Annotated in this window: 18 protein-coding genes; 6 read left to right on the top strand and 12 right to left on the bottom strand. The window is 35.3% G+C overall.

What is annotated here, in order from left to right; all coding sequences use genetic code 11:
- On the top strand, positions 1-191 hold a 191-nt coding region (locus HOG71_17775; GenBank protein ID MBT5992700.1), incomplete at its 5' end, for a Holliday junction branch migration DNA helicase RuvB.
- A 178-nt stretch (positions 192-369) separates the two neighbouring features.
- Positions 370-1,317: a tRNA epoxyqueuosine(34) reductase QueG gene (gene queG / locus HOG71_17770; protein MBT5992699.1), complete on the top strand. Its 948-nt coding sequence runs from the start codon at positions 370-372 to the stop codon at positions 1,315-1,317.
- On the opposite strand, the gene HOG71_17765 is transcribed toward queG, so the two are convergent.
- The 3 genes from HOG71_17765 to HOG71_17755 form a co-directional block, all read right to left on the bottom strand.
- Positions 1,304-3,253, bottom strand: a complete 1,950-nt coding sequence (locus HOG71_17765; GenBank protein ID MBT5992698.1) for an OmpA family protein — start codon at positions 3,251-3,253, stop codon at positions 1,304-1,306. The genes queG and HOG71_17765 overlap by 14 nt on opposite strands.
- Before the next feature lie 63 nt (positions 3,254-3,316).
- The gene (nadC, locus tag HOG71_17760) at positions 3,317-4,306 is read right to left on the bottom strand and encodes a carboxylating nicotinate-nucleotide diphosphorylase (GenBank protein MBT5992697.1); all 990 of its coding nucleotides are present in this window, start codon (positions 4,304-4,306) and stop codon (positions 3,317-3,319) included.
- A complete protein-coding gene (locus tag HOG71_17755; GenBank protein MBT5992696.1) occupies positions 4,197-4,595 on the bottom strand; it encodes a DUF4783 domain-containing protein in 399 nt (132 codons plus the stop codon). Before HOG71_17755 ends, nadC begins: the two co-directional genes overlap by 110 nt.
- Positions 4,596-4,731: 136 nt before the next feature.
- On the opposite strand from HOG71_17755, the gene HOG71_17750 reads away from it, so the two are divergent.
- Positions 4,732-5,307: a DNA-3-methyladenine glycosylase gene (locus tag HOG71_17750; protein MBT5992695.1), complete on the top strand. Its 576-nt coding sequence runs from the start codon at positions 4,732-4,734 to the stop codon at positions 5,305-5,307.
- 36 nt (positions 5,308-5,343) lie between these two features.
- Here the strand turns inward: HOG71_17750 and HOG71_17745 are convergent, their stop codons facing one another.
- The 9 genes from HOG71_17745 to mdh all read right to left on the bottom strand — a co-directional run bounded on the left by HOG71_17745 (position 5,344) and on the right by mdh (position 20,328).
- Positions 5,344-6,615 carry a peptidoglycan DD-metalloendopeptidase family protein gene (locus HOG71_17745; GenBank protein ID MBT5992694.1) on the bottom strand — a complete coding sequence of 424 codons (1,272 nt, stop codon included), beginning with the start codon at positions 6,613-6,615 and terminating at the stop codon, positions 5,344-5,346.
- 89 nt (positions 6,616-6,704) lie between these two features.
- On the bottom strand, positions 6,705-7,379 hold the full coding sequence (locus tag HOG71_17740; GenBank protein ID MBT5992693.1) for an energy transducer TonB: 675 nt from the start codon (positions 7,377-7,379) through the stop codon (positions 6,705-6,707).
- Positions 7,380-7,606: 227 nt separating this feature from the next.
- The gene (locus tag HOG71_17735; protein ID MBT5992692.1) at positions 7,607-8,278 is read right to left on the bottom strand and encodes an energy transducer TonB; all 672 of its coding nucleotides are present in this window, start codon (positions 8,276-8,278) and stop codon (positions 7,607-7,609) included.
- Positions 8,279-8,281: 3 nt separating this feature from the next.
- Positions 8,282-8,680 (bottom strand): VanZ family protein, encoded by a 399-nt coding sequence (gene vanZ, locus HOG71_17730; protein ID MBT5992691.1) that lies wholly within the window; start codon positions 8,678-8,680, stop codon positions 8,282-8,284.
- Positions 8,681-8,682: 2 nt separating this feature from the next.
- Positions 8,683-9,063: a glycine cleavage system protein GcvH gene (gcvH, locus tag HOG71_17725; protein MBT5992690.1), complete on the bottom strand. Its 381-nt coding sequence runs from the start codon at positions 9,061-9,063 to the stop codon at positions 8,683-8,685.
- 48 nt (positions 9,064-9,111) lie between these two features.
- Entirely contained in the window at positions 9,112-16,317 is a 7,206-nt protein-coding gene (sprA, locus tag HOG71_17720; GenBank protein ID MBT5992689.1) for a cell surface protein SprA, read from the bottom strand.
- A 23-nt stretch (positions 16,318-16,340) separates the two neighbouring features.
- Positions 16,341-16,925, bottom strand: coding sequence for a Holliday junction branch migration protein RuvA (gene ruvA, locus HOG71_17715; GenBank protein ID MBT5992688.1), 585 nt, complete (start codon positions 16,923-16,925; stop codon positions 16,341-16,343).
- 32 nt (positions 16,926-16,957) lie between these two features.
- The gene (locus HOG71_17710; protein MBT5992687.1) at positions 16,958-19,234 is read right to left on the bottom strand and encodes an NADP-dependent malic enzyme; all 2,277 of its coding nucleotides are present in this window, start codon (positions 19,232-19,234) and stop codon (positions 16,958-16,960) included.
- A 158-nt stretch (positions 19,235-19,392) separates the two neighbouring features.
- Entirely contained in the window at positions 19,393-20,328 is a 936-nt protein-coding gene (mdh, locus tag HOG71_17705) for a malate dehydrogenase (protein ID MBT5992686.1), read from the bottom strand.
- Positions 20,329-20,512: 184 nt separating this feature from the next.
- On the opposite strand from mdh, the gene gmd reads away from it, so the two are divergent.
- From gmd to HOG71_17690, 3 genes are all read left to right on the top strand, one after another.
- Positions 20,513-21,649: a GDP-mannose 4,6-dehydratase gene (gmd, locus tag HOG71_17700; protein ID MBT5992685.1), complete on the top strand. Its 1,137-nt coding sequence runs from the start codon at positions 20,513-20,515 to the stop codon at positions 21,647-21,649.
- Positions 21,649-22,575, top strand: a complete 927-nt coding sequence (locus tag HOG71_17695) for a GDP-L-fucose synthase (GenBank protein MBT5992684.1) — start codon at positions 21,649-21,651, stop codon at positions 22,573-22,575. The genes gmd and HOG71_17695 overlap by 1 nt, the downstream gene beginning before the upstream one ends.
- A 132-nt stretch (positions 22,576-22,707) precedes the next feature.
- Positions 22,708-24,174: a cysteine--tRNA ligase gene (locus HOG71_17690; protein MBT5992683.1), complete on the top strand. Its 1,467-nt coding sequence runs from the start codon at positions 22,708-22,710 to the stop codon at positions 24,172-24,174.
- Positions 24,175-24,498: the final 324 nt, after the last annotated feature.

Genomic DNA, 24,498 nt, shown 5'->3' with positions numbered 1-24,498 from the left:
CTGTTGGATTAACAACAATTGCAACATCAGTTGGTGAAGAGTCGGACACTATTGAGGAAGTGTATGAACCTTATTTAATTAAAGAAGGATATCTAAAGCGCACTCCTCGTGGAAGGGAAGCCACCCTTAAAACGTATAAGCATTTGGGAATCAAGCCGCATGGCATTAATCCATCCTTATTTGATGTTTAATCCATTCATGGTTTTTGAATAAAGAATATAAGCATCAAAAATCAAATAATTTTCAATTCTGAAATTACAAACCAAGAGTTAAAATTAGTTTTTGGTTTTTATTTATGATTTGCCTTTTGTGATTTGTTATTTAGTTTTGCTATCAATTTATCCATAAGCTTTTTTTAGAAGTAGAATTATGCTGAACCTAAAAGAATTATCTGATTTCATAAAAGACAAAGCGTTGGAATTAGGTTTTTCTGCTTGTGGAATTTCAAAAGCTGATTATTTAAAATCAGATTCAACTTTTTACACGGATTGGATAAACAGCAAGAAGCATGGAAACATGACCTATCTTAATCGAAATGTTGAGAAAAGATTGGATCCCACTAAACTTCATGAAGGAACAAAAAGCATTGTTTCGGTTTTATATAATTATTACCCAGAAAAATTTCAGAATACAGATACGAAATATAAGATTTCAAAATATGCGTATGGAAAAGACTACCATAAAATCCTAAAGAAGAAACTTAAACTCCTGCTTACTGATATTGAAGAAAAAGTTGGTCAAAGCAAGGCAAGAATATTCGTTGACTCAGCACCTGTTCTGGAAAGAAGATGGGCACAACAATCAGGTTTGGGTTGGATTGGCAAGAACACCATGCTCATTCATCCAGACATTGGCTCCTATACCTTTATTGGAGAAATCCTGATTGATCTTGAATTGATTTATGACAAAGCGGATGCCGATCATTGCGAGCGATGTACAGCATGCCTAAGAGCTTGTCCGACCAATGCACTTGATATTAGCAAACCCTATCAGTTAGATGCCAGCAAATGCATTTCTTATCAAACAATTGAAGACGCTGAAAAACTGGATTTTTCAATAGAAAATAAAAACTGGATTTTTGGATGTGATATTTGCCAGGAAGTTTGTCCTTGGAATAGAAAAGCACCCAAAACTGATGAAGCAAAATTCCAAATCTCTGATTTCATTAAAAATGCAACTGACAAGGACTGGGAAAATCTAACAGAAGAAGAATTTGAAAAATACTTCAATGGCACACCTATTCGAAGATCAAAATTTGAAGGATTGAAAAAAAATATTACAAAAGTGAAACAGAATAACAATTCTAAACCCCGGTAATCTTAAACTCGGTGCGTCTGTTTTTGGCTCTTCCTTCGTCTGTATTATTACTTTCAATCGGCTCGGTTTCTCCATAGCCTTTGTAAGATAATCTGTTTTCATCAATTCCTTTTTCAACGAGATAACTGTATACCGCTTTGGCTCTTTCCTTTGATAAATTCAAATTATAATCATCAGCACCTTTGCTATCGGTATGGCCACCGATTTCGATTTTCAAATCAGCATAATCCTTCATGAACTGAATTAGTATAGCCAACTCCACTTCCGATTCTGCTTTGATTGTTGATTTATCAAATTCGAAGAAAATATTATTCAGCACAATTTTTTCACCTACTTTAATCGGATTCAATGGAACATCTTTCTTAAAAGCTGATGACTTTGAGCCTTTTATGGGAAGATAATCCGAATAAAACATATAACCTTTGCGGGAAACATTAATCACATAGTTTCTATCAGCAGGAATTGCCGTTAAATAACTCCCTGTTTTTGCATCTGAACTAGATTGATAAACAGTTTCACCACTTTCAATATCAATAAGTGTATAAACTGCTTCCAGATTTTCCTTTGAATACTTATCATAAATGATTCCTTTCAAATAGGAAACTGGGTCGGGTCTTAAATGCTCAGGCATATCAAAAGAGTATAAATCAAGGCTTTCGTTATTTGTATCTCGTCTGGAAGCAAAAAAAGCAATATTGCCAAAACTACTAACAAAAAGGCTAAATTCACTATCTTCAGTATTAATTGGATATCCAAGATTTATACCCTTTCCCCAGATACCATTATCACTTTTTCTGGACATAAAAATATCACCCTGTCCCATTCCGAGTCCACCCTTAGTGGAATAATACAATGTTTTATCATCTGGATGTATAAAAGGTGCTTCCTCACTCACTTTTGAATTTACATTAGGTCCCAGATTAATGGGTGTTCCCCAACTTCCATCTTCTTGTTTTAAGCTTTTCCAGATATCCAATTCGCCATATCCACCTTTTCGTGTTGAACTGAAATAAATCGTTTTTCCATCAAATGAAATGGATGGTTGAGTTTCTTTAAGTTCTGTATTAATTGGCTCCCCAATATTAACACCCTTTTGCCATTGCCCATTTTTAAATTCAGAAATAAAAATATCGCAAGCTCCATAAACAATATTATAATCTTCTGAGCAAATCGTATATAAAAGAAATTTACCATCAGGGGAAATTGAAATAGCTCCTTCATTCATATTTGGTGTATTGATATTACCTGGCAGTGGGACTGCCAAAGACCATTTATTATCAATAAATTTTGACACATAAATATCTTCATTATAACGATACATGGGATTTTTTACAGCCTTGTTCTCCAGCATACGGGTAAAATAGAAGGTTTCATAATCTGCAGTTAAACATGGCCAATATTCATTTAAATTAGTGTTCACTGCATCACCAACATTAACAGGATTAAACGGAATTGGATTCTTTATGCATGAATCCCGAAAATTACAAATACGTTGGTTGGTAATTGATTTTTTATAAAATTTCCCAGAAACATCATCAAAATTTTGAAAGATCTTGAATTGAGCAATTGCCTTTTCATAATTTCGCCCACGCATAAGAACTGCTCCATAATTAAAATACACATAGGGATAATTAGGCTCAATTTGAATGACTTTCTCATACATCATTTGTTCAAGCTCAATCTTTTTCTGTCGATAATAGATACTCGATAAACGCATATAAGCATCAACATAATTTGAATCATGTTTGGTTGCTTTAATCAATAATAGTTCGGCATTACCATAATCCCGACTCAACATATAATTATATGACTTTTCATACAGCTCATTTGCTTTTGCGTTTTTTGTTGAGGTAAAAACTTTCCTGGGTTGTGCAGTTAGTTTTATCGTTGATAATAATAATATCGATAAGAGACTAAAGATAAATACTTTATTCATAGTTGATTTTAATGATAACATGCGTGTGTTTTATTTCATTGATATTTTTGCAAATCGCAAATATCAGGTAATTTTTAAACTTAAATCAAGTGGTTTAACGGTATGTGTTAATGCACCTGAAGAAATATAATCGACTCCTGTTTTAGCATAAGCAAGAATATTTCCTTCATGAATGCCTCCTGAAGCTTCTGTCTCAACTTTTCCATCAATTAAAACGACAGCCTTTCTCAAATCCTCCGGACTAAAGTTATCGAGCAAAACCCGATCGATACAATCTAGTTTTAATGCTTCTTCAATATCCGCAAAGCTGCGTAATTCAACTTCAATTTTTAAATCAAGCTTCTTCTTTTTCAAATATTCCTGTACGTTTTTAACAGCTTGGGTAACTCCCCCTGCATAATCAATATGATTATCTTTGATCAATATCATGTCAAACAAGCCAATTCGATGGTTCGTTCCTCCACCTACTTTAACTGCCCATTTTTCGAGAAGTCGTAAGCCAGGCGTAGTTTTTCGGGTATCCAATAGTTTCACACCAAACTTACCTACCTGCCTTGAAAGAATATTTGTTTGCGTTGCTATACCACTCAATCGCTGCATAAAATTCAAAACCAAACGCTCAGCAGTTAATATGGATTGTGCAGGTCCTGTAACGAAAAAAGCAAAATCTCCTTCTTGAACCTGATCTCCATCATGCATTAAACAGTCCATCTTTAACAACGGATCTACTTTATTGAAAATGATTTTTGCTAAATCAATTCCGGCAATAATTCCATTATCTTTTACCAAAAGCACAGCTTTTCTTTCAGCATTATCGGGAATAGTGGATAAGGAAGTATGATCACCTTCTCCAATGTCTTCTCTTAATGATAAATCAATGATTTCTTCCAGGTAGGTATCAAATAGATCCTGCTCAATAAAATCTACTTTCAAGGCTATTGTATTATTCTTTCTCAAATTGTAATTCGCGGATATATAGTTTTCCTCCAATATCCTTAAACAAAATATAGGTTCTATATCGACCGGATGTTGTTTGCAAATAACCGATGACATAGGGTAATCCTTTGGGTGAAAAATTCTTGTGTTTAATCAGGAAATTAACGGGAGGTGACTTCTCAAAAAAATCTTTTAATATTAATTCTGCTTGCGTTTTACTATATATATCTTCAACTTCATCAATCTTCAATTCCACTCTTGAATCAAAATAACGGGACACTTCTTTACAATTCCCGGATTTTAATGCAAGTGTTATTTCTTCAAAAATATCTGTTCCTAAAAATGCAAATGCAAACAAGCTAGTTGATATGAATAAACTTATAATAATCAGTTTCTTAGATCTCATTTTCTTGCTTTGATTCAAATAATGCTAAAAGTATGCCACCTGACTTATTTTCAATTGCTGTACATGAAATTCAAAGCTAAGTTACAGATTAATTTTTACCTTTACTAAATAATTTATTGTGAGAGCTTGAGTCGTTTTGAAAAAACTTAAAGAAGAATTCTATTTACGGGAAGATGTGGTGCAAATCGCCAAAGATTTGCTCGGGAAAGTAATTTATTCGCATATTGATGGAAAGACTTGTGGAGGGATTATTACTGAAACCGAAGCCTATGCTGGAATAACAGATAAAGCCTCTCATGCTTATGGTGGGAAAAGAAGTAAACGAACTGAGGCCATGTATGCAGATGGAGGCATTTCATACATTTACCTCTGCTATGGCATTCATTCACTATTCAATGTGGTAACTAATCACAAAAACATTCCTCATGCTGTATTGATTAGGGCTATTAAGCCCATTGAGGGTCTTACGGAAATGCTTCTCAGAAGAAAAAAAAACAAACTAAAAAATGACACGTGTATAGGTCCGGGTAAGGTTTCTCAAGCTTTGGGCCTGACTGTTTCATTAAATAGCCTGAGTCTCCAGAGCGATATTGTATGGATAGAAGATCACAACATTAGCTTTAATGAGAACCAAATCAAAACTGGCACTCGAATTGGGATTGATTATGCCGGAGAAGATGCTTCCCTTCCTTATCGATTTTGGGCTTGGTGATTATACCAATCATAAAACGAAATATTAAAATCGGCATTATTCCGTTGAATAAGTTGGCGTAGGAATTTTATCCAACTCTTTTTTCAAGCTATCCTTAACAATATTGAATTCAATGAGATTGGAATCGGCAACTGATTCAACTGGTGGAAGTTTTAATGTTAGTGGATTGATAGCCGAGCCATTTTTCCATATTCGATAATCGAGATGAGGACCCGTTGAAAGTCCTGTAGACCCAACATAACCAATCACATCTCCTTGCTTAACCTTGGCTCCTTTTCTAATTCCCTTTCCATAACGAGAAAGGTGCAAATAGCCTGTTGTGTAAGTTCCATTATGTTGAATTTTCACCATGTTACCAGCACCTCCTGAATAGGCTGCAAAAATAACCACTCCATCTCCTACACTAACAATGGGAGTTCCTGAGGCAGCAGAGTAATCAACTCCATGATGAGGACGATATCTTTTTAAGATTGGATGCATACGACTATTTGAAAAGCCTGAACTTATTCGTGAATATTTCAATGGTGCACGAAGTAACATTTTCCTCAGGTTTTTTCCCTGATCATCATAGTAATCATCTCTTTCGCCCTGAATAAAATAAAATGCATAATAATCTTCCTGTGCATATTCAAACCAGGCGGAAATAATTTTCCCTATTCCAACAAACTCTCCTTCCACTTGAGTTTGCTCGTATACAAGCTTGTATTTATCTCCCTTATTAATCGCAAAAAAATTGATATCCCACTCATAGATCTCAGACATTGCTTGAATTAATAAGGGGGAATAGCCATTTTTAGCCATGTCGGCCCATAATGAGCTCGTAATGACACCAGATGCAGTTGAAATCAGGGTGTCAACGGCACGCTGATCTTCATATATTTTAATTGGATGAGATAATTTGAAAACTACATAATCAATAGCATTCTTCTCATAAATAAAATATTGAGCAGACTCTAAACTATCTTTTGATAATAAAATAATATAGTTTTTACCCGATTGTATTTTTCGCAAGGGCATTATGTTTTTTGCACTATCGGCCAGTTCTGAAATAAATGCTTGTGATATTCCGTATGGCGAAAGCATACTAGAGAATATTTGATTAGGCTCAATGGTGCCATGAAGAAAGTCAAATGAATCGATGTTAAATCCATAAGCCATATTTGGTTTGACAACAATAACACTGTCTGATTCTTCTACTGTTATTATTTCCTGAGATTGTTTGTTGGGGATTAATAAAATAATTAGTACGACTAGGACTATTGCAGCAATAATTATGGGAATAAATACTTTGGGCTTATTTATATTCATCTGACAAAATTGGGTTATTAAAGCGGCAAAAATAATAAAATGTAATCGCCTGCATTAATAACCCAATAAATATTTATCTATTGTATGAATTAGTAAGATAAAGTAAAACGGATAGGCATCATGATTGATACATCCACATTGCGATCTCTCTGCTTACCTGGAATCCAGTTAGGCATGGCTTCAACAACACGAATAGCTTCTGCATCAATGTTTGGACTGACACCTTTTATAACCGTAACATCAGTAATTCTACCATCTTTTTTAACAACAAAATGGAGTGTTACCAGTCCTTGTAAACCGATTTCTTTTTCCAATGCAGGGTAAACAATGTTTTTGCCTAAAAATTTGGACAGAGCTTTTTCATCACCAGGAAATTTCGGTCTGTTCTCTAGAGGAATAAAATGAGATTCAACAATTCCAGGATCTGGTTCTGGATCCTCGATAATTGGAATAATGGAGAAAGAGTCATCTAAATTCAGATCAACTATAAATAAATCGATTTTTAAAGGATCTATTACGGGCTCAACATCCACTATTTCAAGTTTAGCCATTTTAGGTTTTGGCTTTTCATCAATTATTCGGATAAAAGAATCAATAGGTTCATCAACAAAGGTTTCGAGAGGATCTATTATCTCAAATACTTCTCGTTGCGTTGTCCATTTAAAAGCAAACACTACACTTAAGATAGAAATAACCAGGCCTATTCTGAAAAAGAGACCTCTAAAACGTTCAACATCTGCATTTTTTGATTTTTTAGTTTTCATGATTTTGACTTTTTATCAAACCCCTCTGGTATCTGATGCATTACAATCTTTTTTCCATAAAGATATTGCACCTCATACTGATAAAAACAACAAATGTGCTGAAAGCTGAAGCAAGAAAGAACGAATGAGTAAATAGGTTATACGAACTTGTAACTGTAAAAGAGAATTGTATATAAACAAAAAAACCCATGAAAAATTCATGGGTTTGAAATATTTCTAAATAATGATTAATTCAAGGTAAAACGGATGGGTAAGTTAACATAAACCCTGACAGGCTTGCCTCTTTGCTTACCGGCAACCCATCTGGGCATATCTTTTACAACGCGGATTGCTTCTTCATTTATATTGGGAGTAAGACCTTTCAAGATCTTAACATTATTAATGCTACCATCTTTTTCAACAACAAAGTTTACGACAACTGGTCCTTGTATACCATTATCTCTTTCAATATCTGGATAACGAATAGATTCGCGCAAATATTGATTTCTTGCTTTATCACCGCCCGGAAATGAGGGAGGATCTTCTGACATATAAAATATTTGCTCTTCGACTACCTCTTCCTTTGTTTCTTCGATAGGAGCAAGCTCAATAGCTTCATCCTCCTTAATCTCGACATCTTTAATCTCAGGATTATTTTCTTCAATTTCCACATCATCTTCTACAATTTCCAATTCTGGTGGAGGAGGTGGTGGTGGTGGTTTTTTCTCTTGTTTGGTGATATCAATTATTTCTTCCTCTTCATCAATAATCAAGTTACTGTCCAAATCAATGGATTGTCTATCATACACTTTCCATTGAAATGCGAGGATCACAATTATCAAGGCTGCACTAAGACCCATCCTGAAATACAATCCGGATTTCTTATCGACATCTACCTTTTCTTCTTTCTTGCTTTTCATAATTTATCTTAAAAAATTAATTTTTTTAGCCAAGCTAACATACAGCAAAATTCCTGCAGAAACACCTAGTATATTGGCAATTATGTCTAAAAAACTAGCATTTCTGTTAATCAAATTAGTGGACTGTAATAACTCCAACAAAACACTGTACAAAATTACACTTAATACAACAAATAGCAATGTTTTGCCATTCTTAACTAAAGATGCGCTTGTCCATCTTTTTCCATAAAATAAAAGGAAACTACACACGGCATATAGTCCGAAGTGCACAATTTTGTCCAGTGGTATAGGAAAATCAAACCATATTGTCTCAATTCCTGATGATGGAACTAAAGACAGTATCGTAATAATCAGAATCCAAACAACTGAGGGTATGAATCTTTTATTTATCGGAAATATCAAACTTAATCTTCCAACATTTGTGCATACTCCTGAGCAGTCATCAAATCGTTGAGTTCAGCAGCATCCGCTACAGTAACTTCGACCATCCAACCATCACCATAAGGATCGCTATTAACCAATTCGGGTGTATCATCAAGCATCTCATTTCGCTTTACAACCTGACCAGAAATAGGCATAAACATATCGGATACTGTTTTTACAGCTTCAATAGTTCCAAAAACCTCTTCTTTGGCTAAATCCTCGCCTTCTGTTTCAATTTCGATATAAACAATGTCGCCTAATTCTTTTTGTGCAAAATCAGTAATTCCTATTACTGCTTTCCCACTTTCCTCACGAATCCACTCGTGATCTTTCGTGTACTTTAAATCTTCTGGAATATTCATCATGTAATTTTTTGTGCGAATATAGAAATTTTTACAATACGATATCTATTATTGTCCAAGAGTATATCTAATACTAAATCCGCCATTGGTAAATGCAGTTGGATAACTTGTCGAAATAGCTGGTTTTGTGACGTTTCTGTTAAAGAAAAATCGGATAGTTAAATTATCGTCAATCACATAATCGAGTACTGGTTTAATCGTTAAAACACTATTTCCTCCAATCGATTCTGTTTGCTCCTGATCCAGTCGTGAAATAGTTGATCGACTATTTTTATAGGTAAAATCAAGACGGAAATTTAGGTCATGTTCCAGAATCACTCTTTTGCCATTATGTTTAATAAACGATGGCAATTCAACTTCTTTTGCTCTGTAACCAATACCAATTGTTAAGTCACGATCCGATATTTCTGTTGTTGTGAAGTTTGAAAAACTAAAGCCAATATTACGGGAGGTTCTATACTCCACCCGAGAGGTCCAATTATTAATCCAGTTAATATCCAAACCAATCAATGGACTTAGCTGCTCATTGATATTGATTTGTTGAATCCGAAGTTCAGGAACAAGGTTTTTATATAAAACAGGAACTTCATCTTCTTTGAAATCTAAACTACTTACAAAACTTCCTACACTGTAGGTTGAACGATAAGCATGATTGATGTTGATATTTTTTGCAAACTTTTTAAACGCTTCTATTTTACTTAAACCATTATAAGTTATTCGCCAGTTTGGTGCTGGAATAGCAGGAAATGCACTCAATGTGTAGGTCAATGCATTTTTGCCAGCATAAGCAGCAAGGAAAGCCGGTATAATTACATCCTGAGCAGTTCCTGTACGACCTGCTGGATAATTATTCGTATCGATGGCAACAGTAGAATTATCTACTATTCTGTGAGCAACCACATTACGATTATTTTCGAATGAAGTATAGGCAGATGAAACATTTTCGGTGTATTTACTAAGCGATGTTCCTAAACTCCAAAACGACATACTGAAATTACCTCCGTTGACCTTACTTTGGTCTTCAAAAGATTCTGAATCTGGATCATATTTAAACACAGACTGCATATTATTTGATAACCTTCTGGTAAAAGTAACGTTAATTTTAAAATCGCGAACGGGTTCTATATTGGCTTGAATTGACAGGTTTTCAGTTTTGGTGGCCATAAACAACGTACTTGCAGTTGTATCCATTGATAACCATCCATTTTGTGCAGCTTTAAACCTGAAATCATCTTCCTGAATTCCAGCTAAAAAGGCTAATCCGGGTGCATTTAAATTCCAATCATTTCCAATATATTGCGGATTAGGTTCAAAACCAGGCAAAGTAGTTCCTTCATTTAAGGTGTAGTTTGCTGTTACATTACGCAAACTCATCAAGGTTCGTAATACCGTCTCTGACATTTTGATAAATCCCTCATTCACAGGAACATCTTCTGCAGTCATTTTATCACCATCATCATTCAATAAATCCTCACCGTTTTCCTTGGCATTTTTCTGAAGATCCTTGAGCTTATTCTTTTTAATTTCTGCAATATTACTTCGATTGGAATTGATGTTTTTCAGAAACTTAATTTTCCCATAAAATGAAACAAAATTCAGCTGACCTTGAAGTTGAATGGTTTGAGAGTTTTGAATCATATTTCCTAACTCCGGTGCAGAAGGAGGTGCTTCTTGCCAATTATAACTCCCTGTATACGAACTTCTGATAGAGGTCCAGTTCAGGATAGGAATTTTACGCAAAGGAACATCGTAGGACAAAGATATTTTTTGGTTGAAATTCTTCATTCTACCCAGTGTCTTCAAATTCATAAGTAGGGTATCCCTGCTTTCGTCAGTTCTTGGGCCATCCGGTTCATCAACAACAGCATCAGCACTTGCATTGTAAGAAAACCTAAGTGCTCGCGCTAAATTATGCTTATAGTCATAGGTTCTGTTCATGACAAAATTCTTCTGATAGATGGGCTTGAGAATAGTTTGAACATTCTCAGTACTTCTATAAAGAACCTCACCAAATCGCCTATCCATTTGCGCCTTAAACATAAATGATTGTGGCAATAATCCTAGATTAAAATCGGTAATTAACTTGAGGTGTTTTGATTTAGAAAGTTTTTTAAATGGAGTAATATTTTTCTCTTTGAAATTATAATTATAGTTTAAAATAAACTGGTGATTTTCTAGATAATCATATTCTGTATTGATATCTCGTTTGAAAATATCATTATAAGCATAGGTGAGCAGGAAGTTTTCAATATCATAAATACGTGATTTCTTTGCCCCACCCTGACGAAGTTTTTGAACATTCATAAAGTTCAAACTGGTTCGGGTAATATAGGTTTCAGTGGCATTTAAAATAGAGTCTGTTTCTTGCCTTGTTTTGGCTAAATCAAGCCGTGTTTGGAGTAAAATATCAGGGCTTAATGGATTGTATTGTGGCTTACTCCTCGATTGTGAATAATTGTAGAACATCGGTATCTTGACATTCGCTTTTTGAGGGAAAAACTTACCTAATTCCAAATAGGATTGTATATCAAAAGCACGTATATCTTCTTTGCTTCTATCCTGAAGTTTTTGTTCAAGACCTCCAAATCCAACGGTCGTAATATTTCCGGAAAGGTTCACTTTTCCAAAATCAGCCAATTTGGTTGTAATTTTACCAACAGCTGCCCAGCCTCCTGTTTCATCGAAATCTGATACACGTAGTTCATTAATCCAGATAACACCACAATGTGCTTCTCCCAAGTCATTGTCGTTATAAGGATCATCTTTGCTTGGATTCCTGACACCAATCATTACCACTTTTACATTACTCAAATCTGGATTTCCAACTACCGTTATTTTTCCTTTATTTTCTATATCCCATCTGGTGAATGCATCGGCTAATGAAGCTCCCGGAGTTGTTTCCCTCATTTGTTTCACGGAAAAGAACTCTTCAAAAGCCAAATCTATTTCGTTGTTTGTTTTCCAAATATCGTCCGCTTCTCGTGCTGTTAATTCTGATGGATCAAGAGGGATTTCGTATTCATAAAAGTTGTTGTTGAAATCTGTACCCAAACGTATAAAGAGACTTAAATCTCCTGCCTCCAAAGTCTGTCCAGTCTTGCCCTCGGCATGCACAAACATTTTTAGTCGTTTGTATGTTCTGACGTCAAATGAAGTTGTTTTATAGGCAGCTTTAGCATCACCATCTTCCAAACAGGTTGAAAAGGATAAGGATTGTTCATTCTGCTCTAACAACTCATAGGTCGAAACATCAACTTCTCTATCGATACCCGGAGGAAGTACGTAAGGAATAGGATCACGTTTTCCGTTTGCTTCAATATTAACGGTGGAAATGTTGAATGTAGATGTATCTTGCTCATCACCTCCAATATATTCTCCAGGAGTACTGAGGTCGTAAAGATATCTTCTCCAGTCTCCTCTTACTAATTGCAATCGTCCAAAGCGACAAACAATATCTTTTTCAAAATCGGTAAATGCTAATCGGATAAATCGAATGGATTTAAAATCCCGAATTTGGCCTATCCTATTATCATATGATCGTACCGGAATTTTAATTTGATACCAGATTACATTGTCGTTGCTACCGTTTACAAGTTTGACATTTCGCACTTGTTTGTCAACAATATGATTTTCTCCTACCTGCATATTTTCTCGGATATCAATAACATACTGATAATATGCTTCTACTTCATTCAGCGTAAAGTCAAAATTAATATCTTCAACATCAGGGCTCAAGGATCCTGAAGTTGAGAAAACTTGATTGGGATCTGTAACAGGAGAATTTCCCTCCGTATTTTTATAATTATAATAACGTGCAATGATATCCGCTTCAATACGGTCCAGCGAATCGTTACGATAAAATAAGTAATTGTCATTTGCAGGGTCACTATATATTTTATCTCTGGCGGCCACTGTCATGGTTGATGGCAAATTATCGAGGACATCTTTAAACTTCACTCTTTCTTCTTCGTCATTTAAACCATCGAAACCTAAATCCTGAAAAGCTCTTGAATCACGATCATTATCAAATGCATAATTAATAGGTGTGGTTAATGGAACCTTACCCCAAACAGTATTATTCGTTTTCGTTAGATCACCATCTTTTGGAAGACCATTCTCGAACATTTTTTGGCCGTCTTTTAAAATATCTTCAGAAATATCACCTAAATGTATAATCAACTTACCATCATCTGGCTGAAAGTCTTCATCAGCATAAGGATCCATCAGCCAAAATTCCAAATATTCAATATTTGCTGCTTCAAAGTCATTGGTTTGTAATGCACGCATTATACCTCCCCAGTTACCGGCAGGATTCATGAGCGATCCATTGTCATTGAAATGTGCAACATCATAATTGTACGGGCCTCTGGTGGTAGGTGAGTAATACAAGTCAAAAGTGCTTAGTTTACCTGGAATTCCTTGAGGAAGTTGTTTGTTTGGAAAAACTTCAAGTTCAGAAACTTCTCTCATCCTATGCTTTGATAGCATATCTAAATCGGCTGCTATATGCTTAGGTGTATAGGTATTGTTCCGATAAAATAAGTCATCAATGGAATACCATGATATTTTTGCACGATTGAAACCATACTGTAAATCGTTCGTGAAATTACCATTGGGGAACAAACTATTTTGCCCCTGCGGTGTAGAAGCCAACACCCAATTATTACCCATTCTTAAATCGAATGGCACTTCGCTGCCTTCAAAGTCATCAATATAGGATGTACCTGTTGGGCCTATAATTTTAGGATGACCTGGGATCAAATGAGCAAATTCACCAGTAATTAATATCTCTGACTTTTCCTTGGTTTCTATAAATGGAATTTTGTCTATTAATTTGGTAATGAAACGAGAATCTGTACGATAAGTCCCATCAAATCCATAAATAACATTATTCAGTGGCTCATCTCCGATATTAACCTTTTGCGTGAGTGGTTTTTCCTTTAAGTATAAAAGAGTTCCTCCAAGGATAAAATCTTCATCAAATCTATAATCAAGACGTGTGCCCAATAAGGTTTTTTGTTGAATGGAAAACAAGGTATTACTTTCAGCTGTAATTTTAATTGGCTGACCCGAATTCAATACACTTTGGTTGGTAATTTTTACCCGACCCAATGTATAATCGACCTGATAATCCACATTCTCACGAAGTTGTACTCCTCCTGCTGAAACCTGAACGGAGCCTTCTGGAATATTAATGGCATTCAAGGAAATTTCTGAGCCTGATGTTCCCAAATAAGAACCGCGAATATAAAATTTATCATATTGCTTAAGCTGTTCTGCCTGAACAGGTGTTGAGTCATACAAAGCATCAAAAGCATAGAAATTAGCTAAAGTACTGTCTTTAAACTGTTTTCGCAATGCATTTCCAAAAGGCTCAAGATTAGGAAAAATGATTTTTCCAGATCCCTGATAAATGGTGTATCCGTTTACAAAATCAAATATTCCATCCGATTCTTCCTCGAGTTGTTGATTCAATCTATCAAGTCCTAATACTTGAGTTAAAAAACGACCATCTAGTTTTGGTTCTTTATCTTCAGGTATATAATTCAGATTTGCCCCTGATTTGTCATCTTCATAAATTAAATCCAGTTTAAAATCATTGGCCTGAATTTGTGATGAACCCAAATAGTAAATATTCTTCATCATCAAATCCCACATCGGAATATCTGTTCTTGCTGATGTACTTTTTAAAAGCTTCAGAAACAACACATTTGGCTTATTTGGATCCGGTGGAATATCCTGAGCAAATTCACCAACCTGATAACGAACTCCATTAAAGGTATATTCATAGGAAACAGCCAAAGCAGTATTTGGATCAAGCCACTGGTTTATAGAAATGAATCCTAGCTTTTCATTAATCGTATATTCATTAGGCGACAACATTCTGGCATTGTCGATTTTAAAATAATCCTGACCATTGAAGAAATTTGTAGGTGCCTGATTTAATTCTGCCAATTTCTGACTGGCTTCGGAATTTGATCTAAATGGTGATAATGGATTTTCAGCATCAAGCTGATCATATAATGTATTTGCATTATTATCAGGATAGTCACCTTTTTTAACAACAAAATTTCCTTTATTTGGATTTTCATTATCATTATTCCAAGGAGCCGGTTCTCCCAAATCCATGAAACCAATCACATTTCTGGTATTTCTGGTATCGCCTGATTTATTAACTATCCAAACCTCCATACGGGTAACCTGAACCGGAGAGTTCATAATTGGTGGTCGGATGTAGGCCTGCTCATAGACAAAATCTCTAAAATAATGATTCAGGAAAAAGTGACGGTTATCTTCATAGTCCAATGAAGAAATACTATAGGTTGTTTTTTGTGCACCATTTTCCAATACAATTTCTTTTTTCTCACTCTTTTGCTGAGAAAAAACAGTGGTCATGGTCATTTTACCAAACTGAAACTTTCCTTTTACCCCAAACAAACTTTGGCTTCCGGTTATCAAGGATCCTTGCACAGGTAAGGACACATTACCGGCTTCCAGTAATTTTACGATCTCATCCTCTTTTCCTTCATAACGAAGCTTAATTTCATTATCAAAATCAAAATTACTTTCTGTGTCGTATCCAATTCCCAGTCCAATTTTGTCACCAATATTTCCCCTTACACTTAATTTGATTTTCTGATCGAACTTAAATTGAGTGGTTCTTTGCTGTTTTATTGACCATGCTGGATTTTCAACTTTATTTACATCCAGCGAAAAAATGAGTTCAGCCGAACCTTGTGGCTTAATTTCAATGCCACCATCACCAATAAAATCTTGCATAGCCTCTGGAGCTTTGAAGCTAAGTTTTGGAGAAAAACTTTTTTCACCTTGTAAGAAGTTTTGAGACTTTGCCCTTTCTTTGAAATAATTGCGTTGAAATTGCTTGTTACTTTCATCCAAATACTCTCGTATAGAATAATGAGTAGGTTCGCCAATTTGTAGACCATTGATTGAATTCCTATAGGTATAATTTGAAAGTGAAGAATCCAGACTCAAGGTAGATTTAAAAATATTAGGTGTATTTAAATCGAGGGAGTGACTTCTTTTTGCAATAAAAGGATTTAGCTCCTGAAATTCTATCGGATAATGTAAGGAATCCTTTTCTGCAATTGTATCGTTAGAAGCATTTCTGGAATACTTCAGAAAATTCATCGGACTATCGGCTAAAGGACTTGCAAATCCATAATAAATTATTACGAATGTGCTCATCGCAGCAAAAAATATAGTTAAATGTCGTATGATTTTCTTTTCCATTAAAATATAATCTGACCCGCGCTTTATAAACTTTTTAGTGCAAGTTTAATTAATTCTTCTACACTTATTTCTTCCGGATTTTCCCTCACAATTTTTACAATTACTTTCTCTGCATCATTTTTCTTAAATCCAAGCATATGTAAAGCCGAAATAGCCTCTTCAACTGATTGGTTGCGACCTCCTATTGCTGGAATAAGCGTATCCCCTTTTTTACCTAAACTATCTTGTAATTCTACTATCATACGTTGAGCAGTTTTTGGACCGACACCTTTTATTGACTTTAACAACGATACATTGGCATTAATTATTGCATTAATTATCTCGGAAGTTTTAAAAGATGATAAAATTAAAATTGCAGTGTTTGTTCCAATACCTGAAACGGATATTAAACTCCTGAATAGGGAGCGTTCATCTTCAATTAAAAAACCATATAATGTATGCGAATCCTCCTTAATTGATTGGTGGAGCAATAATTTAGTTTGCTTTGCATTATTAATGGACTCAAAAGTGTTTAATGAAATATTAATTCGATATGCTAAACCATTAATATCAATGACAACAAAAGTTGGTTGTTTATATACTACATTTCCAGATATATATTCAAACATGCCCATTTATCAATTCGTTTTATTAGCAAATACTAATCCTCATTATACTGTGCATCAATAACGGCTATCGTAACCATATTAACTATTTCCTGAACAGAACTACCCATTTGTAAAATATGTACAGATTTCCTCAAGCCATTCAAAACAGGCCCAATAGCCTCATTATGACTCATTTCCTGTACTAATTTGTAGGCAATATTACCTGCTGACAAATACGGAAATATCAATACATTAACATCCTGGTCAATCAATTTTGAAAAAGGGAAAAACTCTTTCATTAATTCATTATTCATGGCAAAGTTAGCTTGCATTTCGCCATCTACTATTAAATCAGGATAATCATTGTGAAGTTTTTTTACAGCTTCTCTTACCATTTCAGGAACGCGACCTTTTGTTGAACCAAAATTAGAGTACGATAGCAACGCAATTTTAGGGATTACATTGTACAATCCAACCTTTTCCGCTGTCTGCAAAGTGATTTCAACTAAACTATCCACATCAGGGTTCATGTTAATGGTTGTGTCAGCAAAAAAGACTGGTCCTTTGTCGGTCACCATAATATACATACCGGAAACAATCTTTGATCCTTTTTTCTTTCCAATAATTTCTAAAGCAGGACGAATAGTTTCAGGATATGGAGTTGTTAATCCAGAAATCATGGCATCAGCATAACCTCTTTCTACCATCATAGGACCAAAATAATTTCTATGCCTCATCCTGTCTTTTGTTGTTTGGTAGTTTTCTCCTCTGCGTTTTCTTTTCTCACTATAATGAGCTGCAAACTCCTTACGTCTTTCACTTTCTTCAGGACTTCGTGGATCGATAATCTCTATGTCTCCATTAATTTCAAGACTATATTCCTTTATTAATGCTTTTATTCTATCAATATCACCAAGCAGAATTGGTGTGGCAATTCCATCGTTATAAACTATTTCAGCTGCTTTTAGTATCTTATACTTATCGGCTTCTGCAAAAACAACACGCCTAGGGTTGTTTCGAGCTCTGGACTTCATATTCCTAATAAAAGCACTCTTTTTGCCTAGTCTTCGAGATAATTGCTCTTGATAAGTTTCCCAATTTTCGATTGGTTTTTTTGCAACACCACTTTCCATTGCAGCTTTTGCAACGGCCATTGAAATATGAGTAATTAATCGTGGATCAAATGGTTTTGGGATAATATACTCTCTACCAAAAGTTAAGTTTTTCACATTATAGGCAATATTAACTTCCTCAGGTACTGGTTGCCGAGCCAAGTCTGCTAAGGCATATGCAGCTGCAAGTTTCATTTCTTCGTTAATACAAGTTGCCATCACATCCATTGCACCTCTAAAAATAAATGGAAAGCCAAGTACATTATTCACCTGATTGGGATAATCAGAACGACCTGTTGCCATTATTAATGATTTCCGAGCTTCAATAGCATCTTCATAGGAAATTTCAGGATTTGGATTTGCCATTGCAAAAATAATGGGATCAAATGCCATTGATTTGACCATGTCCTTAGATAATATATTGCCTTTAGATAAGCCAATAAAAACATCAGCATCTTTTACTGCCTCTTCAAGAGTCTGAAGATCTGTTTCTACTGCAAATTCCTTTTTGTATTTGTTCAGATCATTTCTTTTTTTACTGATTACGCCCTTGCTGTCCAACATAATTACGTTCTCTTGCTTAGCACCAAGGGAAACATATAATCGTGAACATGAAATAGCAGCAGCGCCTGCACCATTCACAATTATTTTTAAGTCACTCATTTTTTTGCCGACAATTTCTGCAGCATTTATCAAAGCCGCTCCTGAAATAATGGCTGTTCCATGCTGATCATCATGCATAACAGGAATATCCAATTCCTTTTTGAGCCTTTCCTCAATTTCGAAGCATTCTGGTGCTTTAATATCTTCCAAATTAATACCTCCAAAAGTTGGTGAAATCAATTTGCATGTTTCTACAAACTTGTCGATATCAGTTGTATCTACTTCAATATCAAAAACATCAATATCTGAAAATATTTTAAAAAGCAGGCCTTTCCCTTCCATTACAGGCTTTGATGCCAAAGGACCAATATCTCCCAAGCCTAATACAGCTGTACCATCTGAAATAACAGCAACCAAATTTCCTTTTGCTGTATATTTGTATACATCTTCCTTATTTCGATGAATTTCCATACATGGATCCGCAACACCAGGTGAATATGCCAGAGATAAATCTTTCTGACAGCAGTGAGACTTTGTTGGAACAACTTCTATTTTGCCGGGTCGTCCTAATGCATGGTAATCCAATGCTTCCTGAGTTGTGAATTGCTTTGCCATAATTAATATTTTAATCTTTAGTTGTGTTTTGCTTGTTTTGCTGATTGTTAGAAGGCTAGCTATTAAACTTTAAGTTCTTTCTAACAATTAGCAAAAATAAAAAAAGGGCTTCTCATAACATAATGAAAAACCCTTTATTTATTAAGTAAATTATTCGCCTAGAATAGTTTCATATCGTCAAGAATTTTTTGAACATTTTTAACTGCTTTTGCAGAATGCTTAACTAATTCCATTTCCTTTTTAGTCAGTTGCAATTCAATGATTTCTTCAACTCCATTTTTACCCAATACTGCAGGAACACCAAAATAAATATCTTGTAATCCATATTCACCTTGAAGCCAGCAACTAATTGGAAGAATTCTTCTCTGGTTTCTTAAAATTGTCTCAACCATTAAGGCTGCAGCTGCTCCCGGTGCATACCATGCTGAAGTACCAATTAAGTTTACAATTTCAGCTCCACCGTTAATAGTTCTGTCAACAATTGCATTAATTTGCCCATCCGACATTAATTCTGTAATTGGAATTCCACCAACTGTAGTATATCTTGGTAGAGGCACCATTGTATCGCCATGACCACCTAATAATACTGAATTAATCTCTTTTGGTGACACATTCAATTCCAGTGCAATGAAAGATTTAAGTCTTGCGGCATCAAGAACTCCAGCCATTCCAAAAATTCGTTTTGCAGGAATTTTTGCTGTCAAGTAGGATGTGTAAGTCATTACATCCAATGGGTTTGAAACTACAATTATTTTTGCTCTTGGAGAATAACGAATAACTTGTTCGGTAACTTCTTTTACAATTTTTGCATTAATTGAAACCAAATCATCGCGACTCATACCTGGTGAACGAGGAACACCTGATGTGATAACCACAACTTCTGAGTCATATGTTTTAGAATAGTCTCCTGTATGTCCAGAGGTCTTCGTATCATAAAGTAAAATAGGAGAGGTTTCCCACATGTCAAGAGCCTTGCCTTCGGCAAGTCCTTTTTTGATGTCAATCAGCAGTATTTCGTCTGCTATTTCATAATTAGCAAGTACTTTTGCACAAGTAGCACCTACATTACCAGCTCCAACAATTGTTACTTTCATTTTTTTCCTTTATTGATTTTGTACAGTATTTATATAGCAAAATTATGCAAATATTTACTTTTGTCAATGTGAAATGTTGAATAACAAAGCATATTCCTATTTTTCTGATACTTGAGCCGATTCAATACATGTCCTAATGCTTAATCATACAAGTTTAGCTAATTTTGCAAAAAATGGAATTACGATGAAAAAAGCACTGATTACAGGAGTTACGGGACAAGACGGAGCCTATTTAGCAGAGTTCCTTTTGGAAAAAGGATATGAAGTACATGGTATCAAAAGAAGATCTTCATTGTTTAACACCAACAGAATTGATCACATCTACAAAGATTTACATGAAGCTGATGTAAATTTCAGATTGTATTATGGCGATATGACCGATTCCAGTAACCTGATTGGGATTGTACAAAAAGTCCAGCCTGATGAGATTTATAACCTGGCAGCTCAATCACATGTGCAGGTTAGTTTTGAAACTCCTGAATATACTGCTAATGCTGATGCACTAGGCACACTTCGTATTTTGGAAGCAGTGCGCATGTTAGGGCTGGAAAAGAAAACCAAAGTTTATCAAGCATCCACATCAGAGCTTTATGGCAAAGTGCAAGAAACTCCTCAGAGCGAAACCACTCCTTTTTATCCAAGATCACCCTATGCTGCTGCAAAGCTTTATGCTTACTGGATTATTGTTAATTATCGTGAAGCATATAATATGTTTGCCTGCAATGGAATTCTGTTTAATCATGAATCTCCACTCAGAGGAGAAACCTTTGTAACCCGGAAAATAACAAGAGCTGCTTCGCGAATTGTATTAGGACTTCAAAATAAATTTTATTTAGGTAATATTAATGCAAAACGTGATTGGGGACACGCCAAAGACTATATTGAAGCCATGTGGCTGATGTTGCAACAAGATGAACCTGAAGATTTTGTAATTGCGACTGGAAAAACCACTACTGTTCGTGATTTCGTCACATTATCTTTTCAAAAGTTAGGAGTTAATTTACGATATGAAGGAGTGGGCGTAAATGAAAAAGGAATTGTAGATAGTATTGATGAAGATCTATTAAGGAAGCTTGAGATTGAAAATAATAGTCTTAATAAAGGAGATATTGTACTTGAAGTTGATCCAGTATATTTCCGTCCAACTGAAGTTGAATTATTATTAGGAGACCCGAGCAAGGCAAAAGCAAAACTTGGTTGGACACCAAAACGGGATTTGAATGAATTAGTGGAGGATATGATTGAATATGATCTGAAAAAGATGAAAAAAGAAAAGTTTCTGATGGATTCAGGTTTCAAAACAAAGAATGAGTTGAAGTAATGGATAAACAAGCCAAAATATATATTGCCGGTCACCTAGGAATGGTGGGTTCTGGCATCCATAGAAATTTAACCGCACAGGGATATAACAATTTTGTTTTTAGAAGCATTGATGAATTAGACCTGACTAATCAAAAAGCAGTTGCAGATTTCTTTGCATTAGAAAAACCGGAATATGTAATCCTTGCAGCCGCAAAAGTAGGTGGCATTTTGGCCAATAGCACTTACCGTGCTCAGTTTATATATGAAAACCTGATGATACAAAACAACATCATTCATCAGAGTTATATAAATGGTGTGAAGAAACTATTATTTTTAGGAAGCAGTTGCATTTATCCAAAGTTTGCTCCTCAGCCCATGAAAGAAGAGCATTTATTAACCGGAACTTTAGAAGAAACCAATGAACCTTATGCCATTGCAAAAATTGCTGGTATAAAAATGTGTGAAGCCTATCGAGATCAATATGGATGCAATTTCATTTCTGTAATGCCTACCAATTTGTATGGCCCAAACGATAATTTTGATCTAAAGAATTCTCATGTATTACCTGCCTTAATACGCAAGTTTCATGAAGCCAAAATAAACAACTCTCCCTTTGTAGAGATTTGGGGGACTGGTTCACCAAAACGAGAGTTTTTGCATGTAAACGATATGGCAGCAGCTTGTGTTTACCTGATGCAGAATTACAATGAAAAGGGTTTTGTGAATATTGGTTGTGGTGAAGATATTTCCATTAAAGACCTAGCCTTATTAGTAAAAAAGATTGTTGGTTTTGAAGGAGAATTACAATTTGATTCCAGTAAACCTGATGGAACTCCCAGAAAACTTTTAGATGTTTCAAGACTGAATGCAACGGGCTGGAAACCTACTATTAGTTTGGAAGATGGAATTAGAAGTGTTTACGAAAAAGTGTTTTTGAAGAAATAATGAATGGCAGGGGGTTTAAACCCCTTACTTATATGATTTGGTTGTTTGGTTAAATCTGACAAATTCCAAAAGTTGTCAAATCTTTCCCAATATCCACAGAAAAAATTGAGATTTGTAGTTTAATAGAATGATATGTCTTCAAAACTAACGATTTATAATTCCTACTCCCGAAAAAAAGAAGTTTTCGAACCCATTAACCCTCCTCATGTGGGTATGTATGTGTGTGGTCCAACAGTTTATGGTGATCCTCATTTAGGTCATGCCCGTGCTGCTATTAATTTTGACATTCTATTCCGCTACCTCAAGCATTTGGAATATAAAGTACGATATGTACGTAACATCACCGATGTGGGTCATTTGGAAAATGATGCTGATGAAGGAGAAGATAAAATTGCAAAAAAAGCACGACTGGAGCAATTGGAGCCAATGGAAATAGCGCAATATTACACCAACCGTTATCACGACTCTATTCGGCTTTTGAATTGCCTTCCTCCCTCAATAGAACCAAAAGCATCCGGACATATCATTGAACAAATTGAGATTGTTGAAAAAATCCTTGAAAAAGGATTCGCCTATAAAACAGAAGAAAATATCTATTTCGATTTGGTGAAATATGCAAAAGAGCATGAATATGGGAAGTTGTCAGGTAAAGTAATTGACGACCTGATGAACAATACCCGCGAACTCAAAGGGCAAGGTGATAAGAAAAATCCAGTTGATTTTGCCCTTTGGAAAAAAGGATCGCCAGAACATATTATGAAGTGGACTTCTCCTTGGAATACAGGTTTCCCAGGCTGGCACTTGGAATGTTCAGCGATGGGTGCAAAATATTTAGGACTTCCTTTTGATATTCATGGAGGAGGACTCGATTTAATGTTCCCTCACCACGAATCAGAAATTGCGCAAGCTAATGCTGCATTTGGAGAGAATCCATGCAAATATTGGGTACACAACAATATGATTACCATCAATGGGCAAAAGATGGCTAAATCATTAGGGAATTTTATTACTTTGGAAGAGCTTTTTGCAGGAAATCATGAGTTATTAACCCAGGCATTTAGCCCAACAATTACCCGTTTCTTTATTTTAATGGCACATTACAGAAGTACCATCGATTTTTCCAATGATGCACTTTTGGCTTCAGAGAAAGGATTGGGTCGTTTGATGACAGCTTATTCAAAAATTGACAGTCTTCAGGCGAGTGAGACATCCTCCTTAGATATTAATGCTTGGTCAGAGAGGTGTTATACCATGCTGAATGATGACCTCAATACAGCTCGTTTGATTGCTGAATTATTCGAAGGGGCTAAGTACATTAACCTCCTTTTGGATAAAAAAGAAAGTCTTACCAAAGAAGATTTGGATTTCTTCAAAAAGCAAATGAAGATTTTTGTTGAAGATATTCTTGGATTGCAATTGGAGCAGGAATCTGCTGGAAGTGGAAATACAGAAGGCTTTATTGAACTCCTTTTACAACTCAGAGCAAAAGCACGTGAAAACAAAGACTGGGCAAGCTCAGACCTTATCCGCGATCAACTGAAAGAATTGGGAGTTATTATCAAGGATGGGAAAGAGGGTGCAAGTTGGGAGTGGGCATAAATTCCTATGGCCTCATTCACCAAAAAGTACCGTCATTGCGAATGAAGCTTAGCGGAATGTGGCAATCCCCTCTAAATTAACGTACAATTATATTAACTGCCCTTTCCAATTCAGGAGATTGCTTCGTCCTTCGTCCTCGCAATGACGAAGGGAAAATACCGTCATCCGCTAATAATTAAGGATCAAGACCGTTGCAAAACCAATTATTCTTTAATGTTTAAAATTTTATCCGTTTTTTTTGTGTTTTTTTCTTGATTCCATCCAATTTTTTCTTTTTTTCACAGAATAGGTGGGTGTTTTTATGATATTTCTCATTGTTATTGG

Source organism: Bacteroidota bacterium, assembly GCA_018698135.1.
Classification (GTDB): Bacteria; Bacteroidota; Bacteroidia; order CAILMK01; family JAAYUY01; genus JABINZ01.
Note: the sequence above shows the minus strand (reverse complement) of the source record. Positions and strands in the feature narration are given on the sequence as shown.